General features: G+C 45.5%; 17 protein-coding genes and 1 pseudogene. 10 read left to right on the top strand and 8 right to left on the bottom strand.

Features of this window, described 5'->3' with window-relative positions; all coding sequences use genetic code 11:
* Positions 1-273: 273 nt before the first annotated feature.
* The gene (locus IM485_RS11530; protein WP_287743151.1) at positions 274-2,391 is read right to left on the bottom strand and encodes an NACHT domain-containing protein; all 2,118 of its coding nucleotides are present in this window, start codon (positions 2,389-2,391) and stop codon (positions 274-276) included.
* Between the two features lie 190 nt (positions 2,392-2,581).
* Between IM485_RS11530 and IM485_RS11525 the strand changes: the two genes are divergently transcribed.
* Positions 2,582-3,748: a cysteine desulfurase family protein gene (locus IM485_RS11525; protein WP_287743149.1), complete on the top strand. Its 1,167-nt coding sequence runs from the start codon at positions 2,582-2,584 to the stop codon at positions 3,746-3,748.
* Between the two features lies 1 nt (position 3,749).
* Here IM485_RS11525 and IM485_RS11520 read toward each other — a convergent pair whose 3' ends face one another.
* Positions 3,750-3,947, bottom strand: coding sequence for a hypothetical protein (locus tag IM485_RS11520; RefSeq protein WP_016515731.1), 198 nt, complete (start codon positions 3,945-3,947; stop codon positions 3,750-3,752).
* Between the two features lie 405 nt (positions 3,948-4,352).
* Between IM485_RS11520 and IM485_RS11515 the strand changes: the two genes are divergently transcribed.
* Positions 4,353-5,294: a TIGR04168 family protein gene (locus IM485_RS11515; RefSeq protein WP_287743146.1), complete on the top strand. Its 942-nt coding sequence runs from the start codon at positions 4,353-4,355 to the stop codon at positions 5,292-5,294.
* A gap of 26 nt (positions 5,295-5,320) precedes the next feature.
* Here the strand turns inward: IM485_RS11515 and IM485_RS11510 are convergent, their stop codons facing one another.
* The 4 genes from IM485_RS11510 to IM485_RS11495 form a co-directional block, all read right to left on the bottom strand.
* Positions 5,321-6,262 carry a hypothetical protein gene (locus IM485_RS11510; RefSeq protein WP_104396144.1) on the bottom strand — a complete coding sequence of 314 codons (942 nt, stop codon included), beginning with the start codon at positions 6,260-6,262 and terminating at the stop codon, positions 5,321-5,323.
* A gap of 216 nt (positions 6,263-6,478) precedes the next feature.
* A complete protein-coding gene (locus tag IM485_RS11505) occupies positions 6,479-7,021 on the bottom strand; it encodes an NUDIX hydrolase (protein WP_287743143.1) in 543 nt (180 codons plus the stop codon).
* 238 nt (positions 7,022-7,259) lie between these two features.
* Positions 7,260-8,432 (bottom strand): CBS domain-containing protein, encoded by a 1,173-nt coding sequence (locus IM485_RS11500; RefSeq protein ID WP_287743141.1) that lies wholly within the window; start codon positions 8,430-8,432, stop codon positions 7,260-7,262.
* 238 nt (positions 8,433-8,670) lie between these two features.
* A complete protein-coding gene (locus IM485_RS11495; protein WP_353846012.1) occupies positions 8,671-9,111 on the bottom strand; it encodes a recombinase family protein in 441 nt (146 codons plus the stop codon).
* A 274-nt stretch (positions 9,112-9,385) separates the two neighbouring features.
* Between IM485_RS11495 and trxA the strand changes: the two genes are divergently transcribed.
* The 3 genes from trxA to IM485_RS11480 all read left to right on the top strand — a co-directional run bounded on the left by trxA (position 9,386) and on the right by IM485_RS11480 (position 10,787).
* Positions 9,386-9,709 (top strand): thioredoxin, encoded by a 324-nt coding sequence (gene trxA, locus IM485_RS11490; RefSeq protein WP_002778933.1) that lies wholly within the window; start codon positions 9,386-9,388, stop codon positions 9,707-9,709.
* A gap of 80 nt (positions 9,710-9,789) precedes the next feature.
* Positions 9,790-10,116: a hypothetical protein gene (locus tag IM485_RS11485; protein WP_002751596.1), complete on the top strand. Its 327-nt coding sequence runs from the start codon at positions 9,790-9,792 to the stop codon at positions 10,114-10,116.
* Between the two features lie 53 nt (positions 10,117-10,169).
* The gene (locus tag IM485_RS11480) at positions 10,170-10,787 is read left to right on the top strand and encodes a CP12 domain-containing protein (protein WP_024968588.1); all 618 of its coding nucleotides are present in this window, start codon (positions 10,170-10,172) and stop codon (positions 10,785-10,787) included.
* Between the two features lie 371 nt (positions 10,788-11,158).
* Here IM485_RS11480 and IM485_RS11475 read toward each other — a convergent pair whose 3' ends face one another.
* The gene (locus IM485_RS11475; protein WP_287743136.1) at positions 11,159-12,055 is read right to left on the bottom strand and encodes a LysR family transcriptional regulator; all 897 of its coding nucleotides are present in this window, start codon (positions 12,053-12,055) and stop codon (positions 11,159-11,161) included.
* Positions 12,056-12,286: 231 nt separating this feature from the next.
* On the opposite strand from IM485_RS11475, the gene IM485_RS11470 reads away from it, so the two are divergent.
* The 3 genes from IM485_RS11470 to IM485_RS11460 all read left to right on the top strand — a co-directional run bounded on the left by IM485_RS11470 (position 12,287) and on the right by IM485_RS11460 (position 14,216).
* Positions 12,287-12,577: a sulfate permease gene (locus tag IM485_RS11470; protein WP_104396137.1), complete on the top strand. Its 291-nt coding sequence runs from the start codon at positions 12,287-12,289 to the stop codon at positions 12,575-12,577.
* A gap of 94 nt (positions 12,578-12,671) precedes the next feature.
* Positions 12,672-13,793: a sodium-dependent bicarbonate transport family permease gene (locus tag IM485_RS11465; protein WP_103112678.1), complete on the top strand. Its 1,122-nt coding sequence runs from the start codon at positions 12,672-12,674 to the stop codon at positions 13,791-13,793.
* An 84-nt stretch (positions 13,794-13,877) separates the two neighbouring features.
* On the top strand, positions 13,878-14,216 hold the full coding sequence (locus tag IM485_RS11460; protein ID WP_002757700.1) for a P-II family nitrogen regulator: 339 nt from the start codon (positions 13,878-13,880) through the stop codon (positions 14,214-14,216).
* A 114-nt stretch (positions 14,217-14,330) separates the two neighbouring features.
* Here IM485_RS11460 and IM485_RS11455 read toward each other — a convergent pair.
* Positions 14,331-14,518 (bottom strand): annotated as a pseudogene (locus IM485_RS11455) (hypothetical protein).
* Positions 14,519-14,586: 68 nt separating this feature from the next.
* On the opposite strand from IM485_RS11455, the gene IM485_RS11450 reads away from it, so the two are divergent.
* On the top strand, positions 14,587-16,002 hold the full coding sequence (locus IM485_RS11450) for a cation:proton antiporter (RefSeq protein ID WP_104396136.1): 1,416 nt from the start codon (positions 14,587-14,589) through the stop codon (positions 16,000-16,002).
* Between the two features lie 120 nt (positions 16,003-16,122).
* Positions 16,123-17,589 carry a class I SAM-dependent DNA methyltransferase gene (locus tag IM485_RS11445; RefSeq protein ID WP_287743132.1) on the top strand — a complete coding sequence of 489 codons (1,467 nt, stop codon included), beginning with the start codon at positions 16,123-16,125 and terminating at the stop codon, positions 17,587-17,589.
* Positions 17,590-17,989 lie beyond the last annotated feature (400 nt).

The raw sequence follows: 17,989 nt of genomic DNA, 5'->3' as shown, positions 1-17,989 counted from the left end.
TCTCCCGAAACAGGTGCAAGATTCTGAGAGAATCGTGCTTCAAAACCTTGCGTCTTCATGGTTCCGCGTCCTGTAGGGGCGAAGCATTCGGACAATAACTTATCGGTGAAACCGTAGATTTTCTATCCGAATGCTTCGCCCGTACTTTTTCAGCAAACCCTATGTTCTATAAAAATGGTAATGCAAGGTTTTTGAGGCTCCCAATCCTCATAGTGTTAATATTCGCTAATCTCATCCAATTGGAAAGGCAAGATTTGAGAAAAAAAGTAGAAGTTAAGGAACGCGGAGCATTCGGTCTTCGATTTCTTGCCAGACGGTAGGGGAAATATTAACAGCCACTTTTTGGCAGTCGAGAATCAGGTGATTAATATAAAAATAATGCCTGTCTATTTCGTAAGCTTCCTCGGGAGATAAATTAAGTAATTCAGGCGTTAAATTAAAAGCAGTATTCCACCTTTTAAATAATCGATCAGCAAATTCTTGATGTTCTTTTTTAGTTGCTTTATCATCAGGAATAATTTGTTTTAAAGCTTCTAAATCAGCGATTAATTGGTAAAAATTAACCTTAGAAATAATTCGATTCTGAGCAAATAAGTTAACTAACTGGACAAACTCATCGATGAGTTTGGGGGTAAAGAAGATACGGGAGATTTTGTAGGCGATCTCGGGGGCGTAGGCGCAGGCGATGTCGATGCTGTTGGGGATGGCGATACCGATGAAGTTGGCGTTGGCGGTAACAATGAAGTTGGCGTTGGCGGTAACAATTAAGTTGGCGAAGAAGAGCCAATAGACGATCGCTCTTCTTCCTACAGGTTTAATCGGACTATCAACAGAATCTTTAGTCATCTCATCTGCCCATTGCAAAATCGGCACTAATTTTTGACCGAGGGGCGTTGTAAGATAATTATGGGCTTCTTTCTCCATTGCTAATAACAATTTATCGGCTTTCCCTCGCATCAAACCCGCCACTAACAAAAACACCTCTTGCCAACGAGTTTCTGTTACATAATTCTTAACTGCTTCTTCAATCAAATCATTGTCATAGATATACTGAGCCGTGAGGTATTCCTGAAGGGTTAAATGAGAAAAAGAATAGACATCTCTCGCCCGCTCTACTAAAATTCCCTGTTCAATTTCAATGGTTTTTAATACTTTTTCTCCGTCCAAATGTTGCGGAGCATTTAAGTTTTGTTTAAGGTGATCTTTAATTTGCTTAACAATTTCTCGTTTTTCTAAAAAAAGTTTATCTGCTACAAAATTCTGATAAGCGACTTCAGATAGCAAAATTTCTTCTTGCTCAATACTGAGATTTTCATAAACTAAACCGCGATTAGGTAAACGTTTTTCGGCTGACCATGTTTCTAATAAAATTCGTAACGCATTTTGATAAAGGCGACTGCGATTTGTGGGAAAAGATTGATTTTCATCATAAACCAAACACAAAAAAGTCAACAATAACGGTGTATGGGCTAACTCTTTTGCACTTTTATACTCCTCCTTTTGCAACAGTTCCCAACAATTTTTAGCCGTCTCATTTTTGCGATCTAATTCGGAACTAAACCAATGTTCAATAAAACTTTGAATTTGCTGATCATCAAATTCGACAATTTCAATATCGGTAAATCGTTGAAGATGAGTTCTGGCAGCAGTGCGACAGGAGAGAATAAAACGATTTTTATGATGCCTATCTACAAAATCTTTAATTTTCTCGATTACATTATAAACATTAGCTGTTGGCACTTCATCTAAACCATCTAATAAAATTAGTAATTCCCCTTTTTCTAGTTTATTGCTAATATTTTTTTCCACATTGGGAAAACCACAGATTTTAAACTCCTCTTCAATTAATGCCTGAATATTAATCTCGTTTTCTTTAAAGTTTTTCAACTCCAGTAAAACAGGTGTTAGAGAATGCTGATAACTGTCTTTATTTCCCTTGAGAGCTTCTAAACCAACTTTTCGCAAAAATGTAGATTTACCAATACCAGGATCACCAAGTACCATTAAATATTGTTCTTGATTAGCCAAAAGTAAACCATCTTTTTTACCATCATCCCTAAAGTTAAATCGTCGCTGCTTACTCTCACGATATTTATTTTCTAAATTTTCATCATAATAATCCCTGACTAAATTTCCTAAACATTTGACATTAACATAAATTGACTCCAAATCCATAGGCTTAGACATTTTTAAAACCTTAATCATGCCGTGCCGATCCCAGTAACGTTGAGTATATTCCCGCAAAAAAAGATACTTTCCTTCTTTGATAAGCTGCCCGACATCTTTATTCAATAACTCATTTTTATTAATACCCTCCCACCCCGATTTAATCATTTGGCCAATAAAATTATTAGTCAATGCTGTTACAATGGTTGTTTCAATTCCTGTCATAACTTAACCCCTGTAAATCCTCTGACGCTTAGTATAAGCCAGAAAGCGGGTTTCTCAACAACTCAGAAAGCGGGTTTTTCATCATCAACCCAGAAAGCGGGTTTCTTAAAGAAAACCGCTTTCTAGTCCTTAAGCCGCTAAACTGAGAATAGCTGCCTGTCTTGACTCTCATTTCTCAGATTGTAAAATAATGCAAATTTATCTTGACTATAGTGCCACTACCCCCACTCATCCCCAAGTGATCGAGCGGGTTGCCACTATTCTCCGGCATCATTGGGGCAATCCCTCCAGTTTACACACTTGGGGACAGGATACGGCAACAGTCATCGAAATGGCCAGAGAACAGGTAGCAGGGTTAATTAATGCCAATCCAGACCAGATTATCTTCACTTCTGGCGGCACAGAGGCCGATAATTTAGCGATTATCGGGGTTGCTCAACAGTATAACCGCCCCCGTCATATAATTATTTCTAGTGTGGAACATTCGGCGATCGCTGAACCCTGTAAACAATTAGAGCAGCAAGGTTGGCAAATTACTCGTCTTCCCGTCAATCGTCAAGGTAGGGTTAATCCTTTAGACCTAAAAGCCGCAATTCAAAGCGATACGGTCTTAATTTCCATTATTTACGGACAAAGTGAGGTGGGAACCCTACAACCGATTGAAGAATTGGGCAGCATTGCCAGAGAAAGGGGAGTGCTTTTTCACACCGATGCGGTGCAGGTGGCGGCAAGATGCGATATTGATGTGCGGAAACTGCCCGTAGATTTATTATCTCTTTCTAGCCATAAAATTTATGGAATGCAAGGATCGGGGGCTTTATACGTCAGAACCGGTGTCGATATTTTACCATTACTGCGGGGCGGTGGTCAGGAAAAAGGCCTGCGATCGGGAACCCCAGCCGTACCAGCGATCGCCGCTTTCGGTTTAGCGGCCGAATTAGCCCAAAAAGACTTAATTAGCGAAAAAATGCGTTTAATCGCCCTGCGAGATCGATTATTTGACCTCTTAGCCGATTATCCTTATCTGCTGCCCACGGGGGACCGATTCTATCGTTTACCCCACCACGTCAGCTTTATTGTCCGTCCGGACGATGACAGTCACATCACGGGAAAACAGCTAGTTCGTCAGCTTAATTTAGCAGGAATCGGCATTAGTTCCGGATCCGCCTGTCATAGTGGCAAACTTTCCCCCAGTCCAATTTTAAAAGCTATGGGCTACAGCGATCGAGAGGCATTGGCGGGAATTCGTTTAACCCTGGGAAGGGACACCAGCGCCGCCGATATCGATTGGACGGCTCTAGTATTAAAACAAGTGATCGATCGCTGTTTATCTGCTTTAATTGTGAGCAAGAGTTAGTTTATGCCTCAAATTGCCCTTCGATCAAGATAATTTCGCCAAAATCGGGAATCCATGCCACCCAACGGCCCTGATCCTGTTCACAGAGTAGTAGTGCTTCATCAAAGCTGTATGGAGAGGGAAGCATTCTGAGTTGTACCCATGTGTTTGCTTGGGGACAAGTAACAACGGCAGTAGTGCGGTATTGTAGTAAAGACATACACAGATCACCCTGATAATTCTGTATCTAAATTTACAAACAAACCGATGACTGTGGGTAACTTTGTTTTAAATCTTTACCTTTTCATTGGTAGTTTGAGAAAAAATCTCTCTTTCTTGCCCACGGTTTTCGACTACCAATCCTAGTTAGGGTTTGCTGAATAAATGTGAAATATAGACGAGGTAAGGGTTTTAGGGTTCTGTTTCGCTCCCACAGATGCAAGATTTTGAGAGAATCGTGGTTCAAAACCTTGCCTCTTCATCGGCCCGCGTCCTGTAGGGGCGAAGCATTCGGGCAATAACCTATCGCTGAAACCGGAGATTTTCTATCCGAATGCTTCGCCCGTACTTTTTCAGCAAACCCTAGTTATGATCTTTAATGGTAAATGATAGTTGATAACTGGTAATGGTAAGTTCTTTCCCTCGCACCTATAAAATCGCCGTCATCGGTGACGTTCACGACCAATGGGAAATAGAAGATAATTTAGCTCTAGAAGCTTTACAAGTGGATTTAGCCCTATTTGTCGGCGATTTTGGCAATGAATCCCTAGAAATTGTCGGTCGGATTGCCAGTTTGTCCTTACCAAAAGCCGTTATTCTCGGTAATCATGACGCTTGGTATAGCGCCACCCCCTGGGGACGAAAACAATGTCCCTACGATCGCAATCAAGAAGATCGTGTCACCGCTCAGTTAGAATTATTAGGGGTTGCCCATGTGGGTTACTCAAAACTAGACCTACCCGATTTAGAGCTTTCGATTGTTGGGGGTCGTCCCTTTACTTGGGGAGGTTCCGAGTGGAAAAATGGAGAATTTTTGCAAGAACGTTATAATATCAGCAGTTTTGCCGAATCTACTGCCAAAATTATCGCTAATATTCAAGATACTGCCTATAATAACCTGATTTTTTTAGGTCACAATGGTCCGGCTGGACTAGGAAAGGAAGCGGAAGCTATCTGTGGTCGCGATTGGCAACCCTTGGGAGGGGACCACGGGGATCCCGATTTAGCGGCGGCCATCGAACAAGCACAGCTATTAGGAAAACAGGTTCCTCTCGTCAGTTTCGGTCATATGCACCACCGTCTCCGTCATACTACTTCCCGTTTACGCAATCCCGTGGTCACTTCCGAGATGGGAACTGTTTATCTAAATGCTGCGAGTGTCCCTCGCATTCTCCACTCTGATACGGGTAAATCTCGCAATTTTTCCCTAGTCACTCTTGAAGAAGGTCTAGTCACAGAAGCATCTTTAATCTGGTTGAACGATAATTTCGAGATTATCAGTAATAGAAAACTTTATCACTCCGGGTCATCAATCGATCGCCTATCTCCCCAATCTTGTTATTCTTAATTTACCTCTCCCCACTCCCCAATTCCCTATAGATAGTTAATTTTTTGAGCGATTAGAGGTAAAGCAAGAGCGATAGCAACACTAACAATCATACCGATAAAAGCTTTCAAGGCATCCCCTAAAACCAATTTACCCGTGGCGGCTAAATTAGGGGTTTCTCTGGTTAAAGTCAGAGAAATTTCTCGACCTCCTAATAAACCTAAAAATACCCAAGTGGTACTCATGGGAATATGATTATAGCCAACAAAAAACAGTAAAATTAGGCCATAAATCAAGTTAATAATTGTTGCAGAACGCGGATCATGGGCGTTAGTTTTGCTAGTGACAATTTTCTCAATTTGACCACCGTGATTAATAAAAATGATAGTTTGCAGGAGTAGCATAACTGTTAGAGATAAAACTAACCATATTGCTGCCAACTTTCTGGGAAGATAGGCGAAAATATTAGCAAAATCTTGCATTAACCATTGACTCCAGAGAAACCCAGTAGATAACCACTGTAAAACTACCCAGATTTTTTGAGGTTCTTTATTAACTGTTTCTAGGAAAAAGTTTTCTAATTGATAAATAATTCGATAGATTACTAACCCCACTATAACAGCAATAGCATAACCCCAAGCAGATTTAACTAACATTTCATCTAGAGATTGGGGAGCAAAAACTGTTAAAACCAAAAAGGTTGTACTCACGGGTATTCCCCAAGTGGTGAGAATTAAAATTGCTAGGGGAGGAACGATATAAATCCAAGTAAAATTTTCTGGGAAGGGAATCATTTCTAGTCGATTATAGGCCACATCTCCCTGATTAATATACCAACCAGCGATAAAAATCGAGGCTAAGATTATACTGGAATACAGCCATAAAATCCACCAGGGACGTTCTTCATTGGCACTTAAAAAAGTCCCTAAAGTCTGTAGGGAATCGTTAGCAACGATCGCATAAGCTGATAGAATAAAGCCAGCAATCATAAAAAAATTACTCATAGACAGTGGGAATTATAAATTATGAATTAAGTAGGTAGCTGTTAAAAGTTGTTAGACACCCCCCTTATCAAGGGGGGATCAGAGGCAAAATCTATCTTCAATTTAATTATAACTACTTACTTATCAATTATGAATTGGGGAGAATAAATAAAAATAATCTCCTGACAACTGGCTCCCTATTAATATAACCGCTATAACTCCTTAACTTTGCTTTAAAAAATCCCTCGCTAAATAGAAAGCAGCCAAACTACCAGAGACAGTAATTTCCTGGGGATTAATTTCCTGTAAAGGTCGAAGAATAACTTCAATTTCCTCGGTAACATCTAACTTTTGTTGACCGGTGGGAGTAGCATTAAGAGCCAAAAAAATGTGAATTCTGTTAGTATCTTTAACAGGATTATCATACAAAACACCTAGAGGTATTAGAGAATCACTTTGATAACCAGTTTCCTCCTCGAATTCTCGACGCGCTGCCGCAGTAATATTATCTTCACCCGCATCTACTGCTCCGGCGGGAAATTCTAATAAAATTTCCTTAACTCCGTGACGATATTGACGAACAAAAACTAATTGATTATCCCCGGTAACTGGAACAACTAACACAATTTCAGGACGAATATTGACAAAATAATCGTCGATAACTTGTCCAGAGGATAACTGCACCGCGTCTTGACGGACTTGACACCAACGATTATGAAAAACTAGCTCAGATTTAATAATTTGCCATTTTTTTAAATTAGTCATCGACAATCCTGTTATAATTGCAGTGAAATTACTAAACTTTTTTCGCAGATAATTATAAGTAAGTAGGTAGGCGTTAAAAATTATCAGATGCCCCCCTTATTAAGGGGAGACTAAGGGGGGATCGGCACCCCCCTTATCAAGGGGGGATCAAGGGGGGATTAAGGGCAAAATCCATTTTTAATTTAATTATAACCAGCTACTTAACCAGATTTAGTATGAATAGAAGCAAACCGGTTATCTAAGAGCTAATTTTACGACCGAGGTGAGCAAGCTTATCTAGAACAGATTGAAGCAAAGATCGCCGCTGCTCGACGACAATATCTAAGTTAGCCAACATATACTTTACGTCTTTGTAAGCATTGTCTAACAAGGCCAGTAATAATTCGCGATCGCCTGCGCTCTCTTTTTCTGATGGGGTGCGGGTCCGTTGGGGTAATAAGTCCGCTGGTGGAGAAGGAAGGGAGGGCGATCGCTCGGACTCTAGCTGTTGAATGGTTTGTTGTAAATTTTCAATCACCCCATACATTTCCATCGGGTCAAAAACCCTTAACAGACTGGTTTGTGTAACAATGCCCAACCCCCGACCCCAGTTCCAAGAAACCACCAAACGCCCCACCCGCCGTTTTTGCATTTCCTGATGGGCCGTCCACAGGGAATCCTCGGGGCTGAGGAGAAATAAGGGCGTACTCATCACCGTCTGGGCCCTAGTTTTGTGCAGATCGATTTGAACTGCTTGAAACTGGACAAGATCTCGCTCTGTCACAATACCAACAGGGTAGTCATTGTCTTCGGAATTTCTCTGGGTGATCACCACACAACTGACACGATGTTCCGCCATTAACTGGGCCAATTGCAAGACTGTGGCGGTGAGTGGGGCCTGTACCACTTGACTGGTCATCACATCGGATACGCGACGAAACCGCAACAGATTGGCCGGACGCAATATCTGGCGAATACTTTCATGGGAAATCACCCCGATTAAGTGTCCTTGGTCATCCACAATCGGCAAATGGCGAATGCGGTAGCGCCGAAACAAAAACAGGGCAGCAAAAATGTCTTGAGCAGATTGCTGGGGCAACGTGATCAGGGGATGGACCATCACATCAGCAACGGTTGTCTCGGTCAGGTTAATTCCTTGAGCGGTGAGTCGCACCACATCCCGTTCTGTCAAAATTCCTAATAGCTCTTGCCCTTGCACCACCAGCAGACAGCTAACACGCACCTCTCCGGCCGGAGCAGCTAGAGGGGATAGGTCATCGGTGAGCAAACACAGACGACTATGGGCCTGACCGATCATGGCGATCGCATCTGCCAGAGAAGTGGTTGGCGGCACCGTCAAGGGGTGGCGATTGATCGCCTTTTCCAGATCGGGGGCCCAACTCAGAGGTGTATCAAAGGACATCAGCACCATCCTGCAATCGCAAAGGCCAAGATAGACAGAACAGCCACTGGGCAAAGAACCCAGACTCTCAGAGTTGCTAAAACCCGTTCTAAAACTATCTCAAAGTGTAGCGTCATTTAACTTTTTCCTAAAAGATGTAACGTTTTGTTACAATTTTTATTAAACTCGTAAAGATTTTAGACCCACTTCGGTGTATCATAGAGGGATGTAACAGGTTAAAGCCTGAAACTTTTTATTTAGCGGTTATTCAGCCTCTAATGGTTTCAGGGGCGGCATCACCAGACGCTGGGGTGAGTACTTCCGGGTTCTGGTCGGCCTGAAGGGTTACTCCGGAAATTCTGGACACCTTTCCATAAAGTCGATCCAGCACCCGCTTTACGGAAATACGCTGCCATGGTAGACCGCGTTTGGTGGTGTAGCCCTGTTCATTAAGCCAATCGGCGATCTTCTGCAAGGATTTCCCTGATTTGTGATGACGGCGAATCAGTTCAATGATCCGGCACTCTTCCGGATCATCCACTAATTCACCATCGATCGATCGTTGTCCAAAGGCAGGGGAGCCGTAGCCCGCATAACCACCGTTGCTTGCTTTTGCCTGTCTGCCTTGTTCTAGCCGCTCCCAGGCAGATAAATCGTTGGAAGGGGTCGCTGTCATAGGGTATCTAAATGCAACAACTTGCAAAACCATATTATCGCAACTTAACGTCGCAAATTTGTTTTGATTGGGGGCAGCCGATGACGACTTACAAATTAAAACCCCTGCATGAGCAGGGACTAGATGTCACCATCGATGTCTGGGACGACCAAACTATAGACGATACCCCCGGGAGGCGGACAAAGTTAAAGGGTCAAAGGCCAAGCATTTTTAGATGAGGAGCGGTTCAAAGCTGAATTTATATTGTAAAACGCAGCGATCAGAGAATTTGTCCTAAGTTACACAGCATCAATCTGGAGATATAAACATGGGTACGGCTACATTTATTCAAGATGAAACTGAATTTGATTCCCTGTTAAAGAGTGAATCACTGTTGGTGGTAGATTGCACGGCAACCTGGTGTGGACCTTGCAAACTGGTGGCTCCGTTGATCGATCGATTGGCCGATGACTATCGCGATCGCGCCAAAGTCTTCAAACTTGACCTAGACAGTAACAAACCCGTGGCCAAACGCTTTGGAATTAAAAGTATTCCTGCTGTCATGGTATTTAAACAGGGGAAATTGATAGAAACATTAGTTGGGGTTAAACCCTATGAAGAATTTACGGCAGCCGTAGAACGACAATTATAGTCTTCCACCGTGAACAAACACTCTGGGCAAACGTCCGACGTTGACCCTTTCCTTCTCACATCACTATTCAATTTTGAGGTATGGCGATGAACAAGCTTATAGAAATTCGGTGTCCCAACTGTGGCAGCGTAGCTCAACGGCTCTTGAGCGATCGCCTACCCGCAGGATATAAGTGTCCGGCCCGGCAAGTTGCTCAGACGGAATGCCCAGTGTGTGATTATTTCATCGCCATGTGTTGGCAAAACGGTGCTGTGCTGGAGGCCTATGCACCGGGCATTCAGGGGAACACAGCGGCGGCCATGCCGCCCCAGCCCCAACCAGCGATCGCCCATTGGTCTTTGTCATCTGTGTTCAAAGTGGCACTCAGCCCACAAGAGTCTAGGAAATTGCTATCGGGACAACCCTAGTCAACTTTTGCATTTATACCAGTTCTTTAATTTAACAACACCATCCAACTCCTATGCTGCAAGCTCAAGAAATTATGACCCAAAACGTTGTCACCATTCGTGGTTCGGCAACGGTTGCCGATGCCGTGAAATTGATGAAAGAAAAAAAACTGCGGGGGTTGATTGTCGAACCGCGCCATGAACAGGACCCCTATGGAATTGTCACCGAAACCGACATCGTTTACAAAGTGGCGGCCTTTGGCCACGATCCTAAAACTATGCGGGTCTATGAAATTATGGCCAAGCCCTGTGTGGTCGTCAATCCCGAACTGGGGGTGGAATATGTAGCCCGGTTATTTGCTCAAACCCGCATTCGCCGCGCCCCGGTGATTCAGGGCAAAACTTTGCTGGGTATTATTTCTGTCAGTGATATTCTTTTCAAGAGCGATTTTGTTGAAAAGCCCAAGCGGTTGTTCATTGAAGATGAAATTGAAGCAGCCCGGGAAGACGCACGGGCAATTTGTGCGGCCAAGGGTGAAATCTCTCCCGATTGCGCTGCGGCCTGGGATGTGGTGGAGGAACTCCAAGCGGAAGCCTCCCATCAACGGGCCAAAAAACAGGGGAGTAACTCATTTCAGGCTTACTGCGAAGCCAATCCCGATGCCTTAGAGTGCCGCATTTATGACGATTAAATCCTTGCGGGTTTTAGGAGAATCGATCGCCTTGAGGATCTCGCCGATCGGTTTCCCCGCGCGATCGAGTTCTTGATCTCCACCTTTTCGGATGGGAGATAGATCGAGCGATTGCGCTTACCGAATTCGACTTGATCGGGGGTCTGTGGGTACTTAGAGTCTGCTGAATAAATCTAAAAACCTTGTTGGATAAGAATTTTAGACTTTTTTCCCATCAAAAAGTGCCAGACATTGGGGGGATCGGGGGGGAAATTTAGGCACTTTTTCCCTGAAAATTAGGTAATTGACCCTCTGAAAATGGTAAAACCCTACACCCCACACCCCACACCCCACACCCTGCCCCCACGAAAAAGTTTTTCAGCAGACCCTCCTTATGACCCTAATTCCCCTGAGAGGAGATAATCAAGAAAAGTCTTGGCGATCACGGATAGTTTTTTATCCTTGGGATAAACCACATACCAATGGCGTTGGATGGGAAAATCTTCCACGTCAAGGATGGTAAATTCCCCATTGGGAGGATCTAAATTTAAGACGTGCTGAGACAGAACCGAAATTCCTAAACCACCGGCGACCGCTTGTTTAATGGCTTCATTATTGCCGATTTCCAAACGCAGAGATAAAGTGATACCATGATCGAGAAAAATTTGCTGTACTGCCCGTCTAATTCCCGATCCCATTTCCCGCATAATAAAAGGTTCCCCTTGCAGTCGTTTAATTGGAATTTTTTTCTGTCCCGCTAGGGGGTGATCTTTGCGAGCAATAACCACAAGGGGATTTTCCAGAAACGGTTGAATCTCCAGGTTTAGATCTTGGGGAGGTTCGCTTAAAATATATAGGTCATCGACATTATTGATAATCCTTGCTTCTAGGTCTTGGTGATTGGTCAATTCTAGGGACACATCTACCCCTTGGTACTGTTGACAAAAAGGACCTAGGATCTGAGGGATTAAATATTGGGCTGTGGATACCGCCGCTAAACGCAGTTTACCCTGTTTAATGCCCTTGATATCAGCGATCGCCATCTCAAAGTTATCAAGATCCTTGAGGACTGCCTGACAGGTTACTAATAAACTGCGTCCGGCCTCGGTTAAATACAAACGTTTGCCTATCTGTTCAAATAAGGGCAGACCCACTGCTTTAGTCAGTTGTTTCATCTGGGTGGAAACGGTGGGTTGGGTGATCAATAGTTCTTCAGCAGCCCTGGTGAAACTGCCATGACGAGCGGTTGCTTCAAAGACAATCAGTTGATGTAAAGTGGCGTGAATCAAGAGAGGCCTCTAGAGAGCTACACTTCTGTTACTGCCTTGAGGAGCTTTGCTAAACAGAAGCAGGAATGGAGGGGAACGAGTGAAAACCTCCCCACACCGCTTATATCATAGGTTTAAATCAATACTTTTGTAAAGATATATCGATTTAAACTCAATTTACAAAAATTTGCTTGTCAAGATATCCGTTCTAGTATAGATTTATAACAATCGATCTTTAAAAACCATAAAGTTTTGTCTATCAAGGCTGGTCTGTCAACCGCCGGCTTTGTTGTGGCAAAAAATCCTTTGCTCAGTTGGATTCTCATGGAAATAACCAATCGTATTCATTTTGACAATTTGCGGGGTGATATCTTCGGTGGTCTAACAGCTGCCATCGTTTATCACCCTCTAGCTCTCGCCTTCGGGGTAGCTTCTGGGACGGCGATCGGGGCCAGTTCAACCGCCAAAAATCCCGAATTAGGCTTACCTGCGGACTTGACACTGTCCAAAGTTCTGCCCGCAACAGGTTTGCTTAAGGGGTAAAGAGCCTTACTCTTACTCTCTTTCAGCTTTTGAAGGTTCATTTAGTCCGTTTATATTCAATACTCCTCATCAGGGGAGGCTTAAGGAGGTATTCGTGGATTTTTTCTCATTGTTTGTCATGGACTTTATCCAGCAGTTGCAGTCGCCAACGCTGGCCTTTTTGATTGGTGGCATGATCATTGCCGCTCTCGGTAGTGAATTGGTCATCCCAGAGTCGATTTGTACGATCATCGTCTTCATGCTGCTGACCAAAATCGGTCTGACCGGCGGGATTGCCATCCGCAATTCCAACCTGACGGAAATGGTATTACCAATGATCTTTGCCGTCATAGTAGGGATTATTGTGGTCTTCGTCGCCCGCTATACCTTAGCCAATCTGCCCAAGGTGAAAGTGGTAGATGCGATCGCTACTGGGGGATTATTTGGAGCCGTGAGTGGCTCGACTATGGCCGCCGGTCTGACGGTACTCGAAGAACAAAAGATCCCCTACGAGGCTTGGGCCGGCGCACTCTATCCTTTTATGGATATCCCGGCGCTGGTAACGGCGATCGTGGTGGCTAACATTTATCTTAACAAGAAGAAGCAGAAAGAAGCAGCCCACGACCACGAGTCTTTTAGCAAGCAGCCGGTGGCGGCCGGGGATTATTCCGATCAGCAGGATTATCCCAGCAGTCGGCAGGAATATCTCAGCCTACAGCAGCCAGCGGATAATCGGGTCAAGATTTGGCCGATCATTGAAGAAAGCCTTCGCGGACCGGCCCTATCGGCCATGTTATTAGGTCTGGCTTTGGGCATATTCACCCAGCCGGAAAGTGTCTATAAAAGCTTCTACGATCCCCTCTTTCGCGGCTTGCTTTCGGTCTTGATGCTAGTCATGGGGATGGAGGCTTGGTCAAGGGTTGGTGAACTGCGTAAAGTAGCTCAGTGGTATGTCGTCTATAGCGTCGTAGCACCGTTTATACATGGTCTAATCGCCTTCGGTCTCGGCATGATTGCCCACTACGCCACCGGGTTCAGCTGGGGCGGTGTGGTCATGCTGGCCGTCATCGCTTCCTCTAGTTCCGACATCTCCGGGCCGCCCACGTTGCGGGCCGGTATCCCGTCGGCTAATCCCTCCGCCTATATAGGTGCGTCCACGGCCATCGGTACGCCCGTAGCGATCGGCTTGTGCATACCCTTCTTCGTTGGTCTCGCCCAGGCCCTCAGCGGCGGCTAATTCCAGAAGGATTGTGGTCTGTCGGCGTTCCCTCGATCGGACAGACCAAGCAAATAAATGTACACATTTAAGGAGATAATCAACATGGCTAAACCAGCCAAAAAGCTCGTCATCGTCACAGAAAAGATTTTGCTGAAAAAAGTCGCCAAGATCATCGAAGAATGCGGGGCGAGTGGTTACACGGTGATGGATACTGGCGGTAAAGGCAGTCGCAACGTGCGCTCGTCGGGACAACCCCACGTTTCCGAAACCGATACGAATGTTAAGTTCGAGATACTTACCCCCGATCGAATTATGGCCCAAAATATTGCCAAGCAGGTTGCCGATCAGTTTTTCCTCAATTTTGCGGGCATGATCTATCTCTGTGATGCGGAGGTTCTGTACGGACAGAGTTTCTGTGGACCAGAGGGCTGTGAAATCTAGACAACTAAGCTTGTCTTGATCTGGGCCACCCCATCTGCAGCCTGACTGTCCTTGAGCGGTGGCCCTTTTTCCTATCCCCCAGTTTTATAACCACCTAGGGCTTGCTGAATAAATCTAAAAACCTTGTTGGATAAGGCTTTTAGGCTTTTTTCCCTCAAAAAGTGCTGACCATTGGAGTGATTGGGGGTAAAATTCCTGGACTTTTTCCCTGAAAATTAGGTAACTGACTACCTCAAAATCGGTAAAACCCTACACCCGTTCGGCTGAGCTCACGGCCGAAGCCTACACCCCACACCCCACACCCTGCCCCCACGAAAAACTTTTTCAGCAGACCCTACCTAAAACCTTTAACCCTCATCCCTTTAAACTGATGATTTTGTCCTATATTCTGCCTCCTTCGATCGGGGAGATAGCAGCCCCCATGACTCCGCTCCCCTTGCTTGCCACCGTTGTGGCCGAGGATTCACCGATTATTCTCTCTGGCGTATTGCTGACACTGGTGGTGATTTATCTGGCCAGCAAGCTCGGCGCAGAGGCCGCCCGACGATTGGATTTTCCGCCCGTACTGGGAGAACTGGTCGCCGGTGTGATTGTCGGCGTTTCGGCCTTGCATCTGCTCATCTTTCCCGAAGGGGGACTATCGGCCTCTGACTCGCTGATTATGACGGTACTGCAAGGATTGAATCAATTGGCCCCGGCTGCCGTGGACCGGATCTTTGAGTCCCAAAGTGAAGTGATTTCGGTTCTAGCTGAAATCGGTGTGATTATTCTGCTGTTTGAAATTGGCCTAGAATCCGACCTGCGACAACTCAAGGAAGTGGGAATTCAAGCCACGGTTGTGGCCTGTGTGGGGGTTGCGGCACCTTTTGCGGCAGGTACGGCCGGGTTAATGCTCGTCTTTCATGTGGCGGCCATCCCGGCGATTTTTGCGGGGGCAGCCTTGACAGCAACCAGTATCGGTATTACCTCGAAGGTGTTGTCCGAGTTAGGTCAACTCAAATCCAAAGAAGGGCAAATTATCGTCGGTGCAGCGGTGATCGATGATGTCCTCGGTATTATTGTTCTGGCTGTGGTCGCTAGTTTAGCCAAAACCGGTGAAATCGATGTGGTTAATGTTATTTACCTAATCGTCAGTGCCACGGCCTTTTTGATCGGATCAATTTTGTTGGGAGGTATTTTTAACAAAAGTTTTGTGGCGATCGTGGAGCGGCTGAAAACTCGGGGAAATATTGTTATTCCCGCATTTGTCTTCGCTTTCTTTATGGCCTTTTTGGGTAATGCTATTCATCTTGAAGCGATTTTAGGGGCCTTTGCCGCCGGTTTGGTGCTTGATGAAACTGATACCCGCAACGAGTTGGATGAGTTAATTAAACCGATCGCCGATTTGCTTGTGCCGATTTTCTTTGTGACGGTGGGAGCGCGTGCCGATCTCGGTGTTTTAAACCCAACGGTACCGGAGAATCGGGCTGGACTTTTGATCGCTGTCTTTTTGATGGTTGTGGCGATTATCGGTAAACTGGTGACGGGCTGGGCAGTTTTTGGCATATCTGGAATCAATCGCCTCGCCATCGGTGTGGGTATGATTCCCCGGGGTGAGGTGGGTCTAGTTTTTGCTGGGATTGGTTCGGCCAGCGGAATTTTGGATAAGCCTTTGGAGGTGTCGATTATTATTATGGTAATCCTGACCACTTTCCTCGCTCCTCCCTTCCTCAGAGTCGCTTTTGGTAAGACGGAAGCTGTTCCCGAAACCCTGGAAGGCAAGGAGCCGGCTAATCCTATTCCTTAATTTTGCGGGTAAAATCTGATTTTTTAGACGAGGCTGAAGCATTTTCAGCCTTTTTAAGAATCTATGCTCAGGATAAGGGAGCGATCGAGGTAAGATTTGAGAGTATCTAATCTTTTTCCTATGTTCGAGCAGACATTTAAGAATATCGACGATATTCTCCGAAAAGAGGCGGGATGCGCCACGGAGTTGGATTACGCAGAACAAATCTCCTGGATTCTCTTTTTGAAATATCTCGACGATCGGTCAGTCGATCGCCAGAATCGGGCATTATTGACGGGGGAAGACTACGATCCGTTACTAGACGAACCCTATCGCTGGTCGAATTGGGCCTACCCCAAGGACGGGAGGGGTGAACTGCTGAAAACCGCCAAGGTAGGGGACGATCTGATCGAATTCGTCAATAGCGAGCTATTTCCTTACTTTCAGGGATTCAAGCAATACGCAGAACTGGGGACGTTCGGGGCTAAGATCGGGGAAATTTTTGCGGGGGTGCGGAATAAGTTTCAGAGCGGGTACAACCTGCGGGAAGTTCTCGAAAGTATCGACCGGCTTCAGTTTCGCACGCAACAGCAGAAACACGAGCTTTCGGACCTCTACGAAACCCGGATCAAAAATATGGGCAATGCGGGGCGAAACGGGGGCGAGTATTACACCCCGCGGCCCCTGATCCGGGCGATGATTCAAGTGATTAAACCGCAATTAGGGGAGACGATTTATGACGGGGCCTGCGGTTCGGCGGGGTTTCTCTGCGAGGCCTACGAGTATTTACGCCACAGTAAGGCCGATCTGAGTACGAAAGAGCTAGAAACGCTACAGACGAGGACTTTTTTCGGCAAGGAGAAAAAGGCTTTAGCCTATATTATCGGGGTGATGAATATGATCCTGCACGGGATCGAGGCTCCCAATATTATTCAGACCAACACCCTGGCCGAAGATATTCAAGCGATTCAAGAGAAGAATCGTTATGACATCGTTTTAGCTAATCCCCCCTTCGGAGGCAATGAACGCAAGGAGATCCGCGGCAATTTCACGATCAATACCGGAGAGACGGCTTTTCTTTTTCTCCAGCATTTTATCAAGAGTTTGAAAACCGGGGGACGGGGAGCGATCGTTATTAAGAATACCTTTCTGTCGAACGCAGACAACGCCTCCAGAGAGTTACGGAGGGAGTTAACCTCGTCCTGTAATCTCCATACGGTTTTGGATTGTCCCGCTAAGACCTTTTTAGGGGCGGGGGTAAAGACGGTGGTTTTATTTTTCACTAAGGGTTCGCCGACGCAGAAAATCTGGTTTTATCAACTCGAACCGGGGCGAAGTCTGGGAAAAACAAACGCGCTCAATGATGATGATTTGAAGGAGTTCATCGAGTTTCAATCGACTTTTAAGCTATCGGAGCGCTCTTGGTTTTTAGACTTAGAAGAAGTCGATCCTGGTTCCTTCGATTTGTCGGTGAAAAATCCCAACGCGCCGGAGGGCGATCCTTTACGCGAGCCGGAGGAAATTTTAGCGGAGATTGCGGAATTGGACCGGGAAAGTGGGTCGATTTTAGAGGCGATTTCCGATTTATTGGGGTCTTCTCCTAGCTGATGGGAAGGGTGGTTTCGGCTTCGCTCAACCACCCAAATTGAGGGCTAAAAGAGGGCTGAGCGAACCCAAATAGAGGGCTGAGCGAACCCAAATTGAGGGCTGAGCGAACCCAAATTGAGGGCTGAGCGAACCCAAATTGAGGGCTGAGCGAAGCCGAAGCCCGATATCTCCTCAACCACCCAAATAGATTGCGGAATTGGACCGGGAAAGTGGGTCGATTTTAGAGGCGATTTCCGATATATTGGGATCTTCTACTGGCTGACGGGAAGGGTGGTTTCGGCTTCGCTCAACCACCCAAATTGAGGGCTAAAAGAGGGCTGAGCGAACCCAAATTGAGGGCTGAGCGAACCCAAATTGAGGGCTGAGCGAACCCAAATTGAGGGCTGAGCGAACCCAAATT

The sequence above is a fragment of the Microcystis sp. M169S2 genome (assembly GCF_020245865.1).
Classification (GTDB): domain Bacteria; phylum Cyanobacteriota; class Cyanobacteriia; order Cyanobacteriales; family Microcystaceae; genus Microcystis; species Microcystis ichthyoblabe_A.
This window is presented reverse-complemented; position numbering and strand designations above follow the sequence as displayed.

Coding starts and splice junctions, on each gene's coding strand:
- IM485_RS11530 (WP_287743151.1), bottom strand. CDS start 2,391: ATGACAGGAATTGAAACAACCATTGTAACAGCATTGACTAATAATTTT.
- IM485_RS11525 (WP_287743149.1), top strand. CDS start 2,582: ATGCAAATTTATCTTGACTATAGTGCCACTACCCCCACTCATCCCCAA.
- IM485_RS11520 (WP_016515731.1), bottom strand. CDS start 3,947: ATGTCTTTACTACAATACCGCACTACTGCCGTTGTTACTTGTCCCCAA.
- IM485_RS11515 (WP_287743146.1), top strand. CDS start 4,353: ATGGTAAGTTCTTTCCCTCGCACCTATAAAATCGCCGTCATCGGTGAC.
- IM485_RS11510 (WP_104396144.1), bottom strand. CDS start 6,262: ATGATTGCTGGCTTTATTCTATCAGCTTATGCGATCGTTGCTAACGAT.
- IM485_RS11505 (WP_287743143.1), bottom strand. CDS start 7,021: ATGACTAATTTAAAAAAATGGCAAATTATTAAATCTGAGCTAGTTTTT.
- IM485_RS11500 (WP_287743141.1), bottom strand. CDS start 8,432: ATGGTGCTGATGTCCTTTGATACACCTCTGAGTTGGGCCCCCGATCTG.
- IM485_RS11495 (WP_353846012.1), bottom strand. CDS start 9,111: ATGGTTTTGCAAGTTGTTGCATTTAGATACCCTATGACAGCGACCCCT.
- trxA (WP_002778933.1), top strand. CDS start 9,386: ATGGGTACGGCTACATTTATTCAAGATGAAACTGAATTTGATTCCCTG.
- IM485_RS11485 (WP_002751596.1), top strand. CDS start 9,790: ATGGCGATGAACAAGCTTATAGAAATTCGGTGTCCCAACTGTGGCAGC.
- IM485_RS11480 (WP_024968588.1), top strand. CDS start 10,170: ATGCTGCAAGCTCAAGAAATTATGACCCAAAACGTTGTCACCATTCGT.
- IM485_RS11460 (WP_002757700.1), top strand. CDS start 13,878: ATGGCTAAACCAGCCAAAAAGCTCGTCATCGTCACAGAAAAGATTTTG.
- IM485_RS11450 (WP_104396136.1), top strand. CDS start 14,587: ATGATTTTGTCCTATATTCTGCCTCCTTCGATCGGGGAGATAGCAGCC.
- IM485_RS11445 (WP_287743132.1), top strand. CDS start 16,123: ATGTTCGAGCAGACATTTAAGAATATCGACGATATTCTCCGAAAAGAG.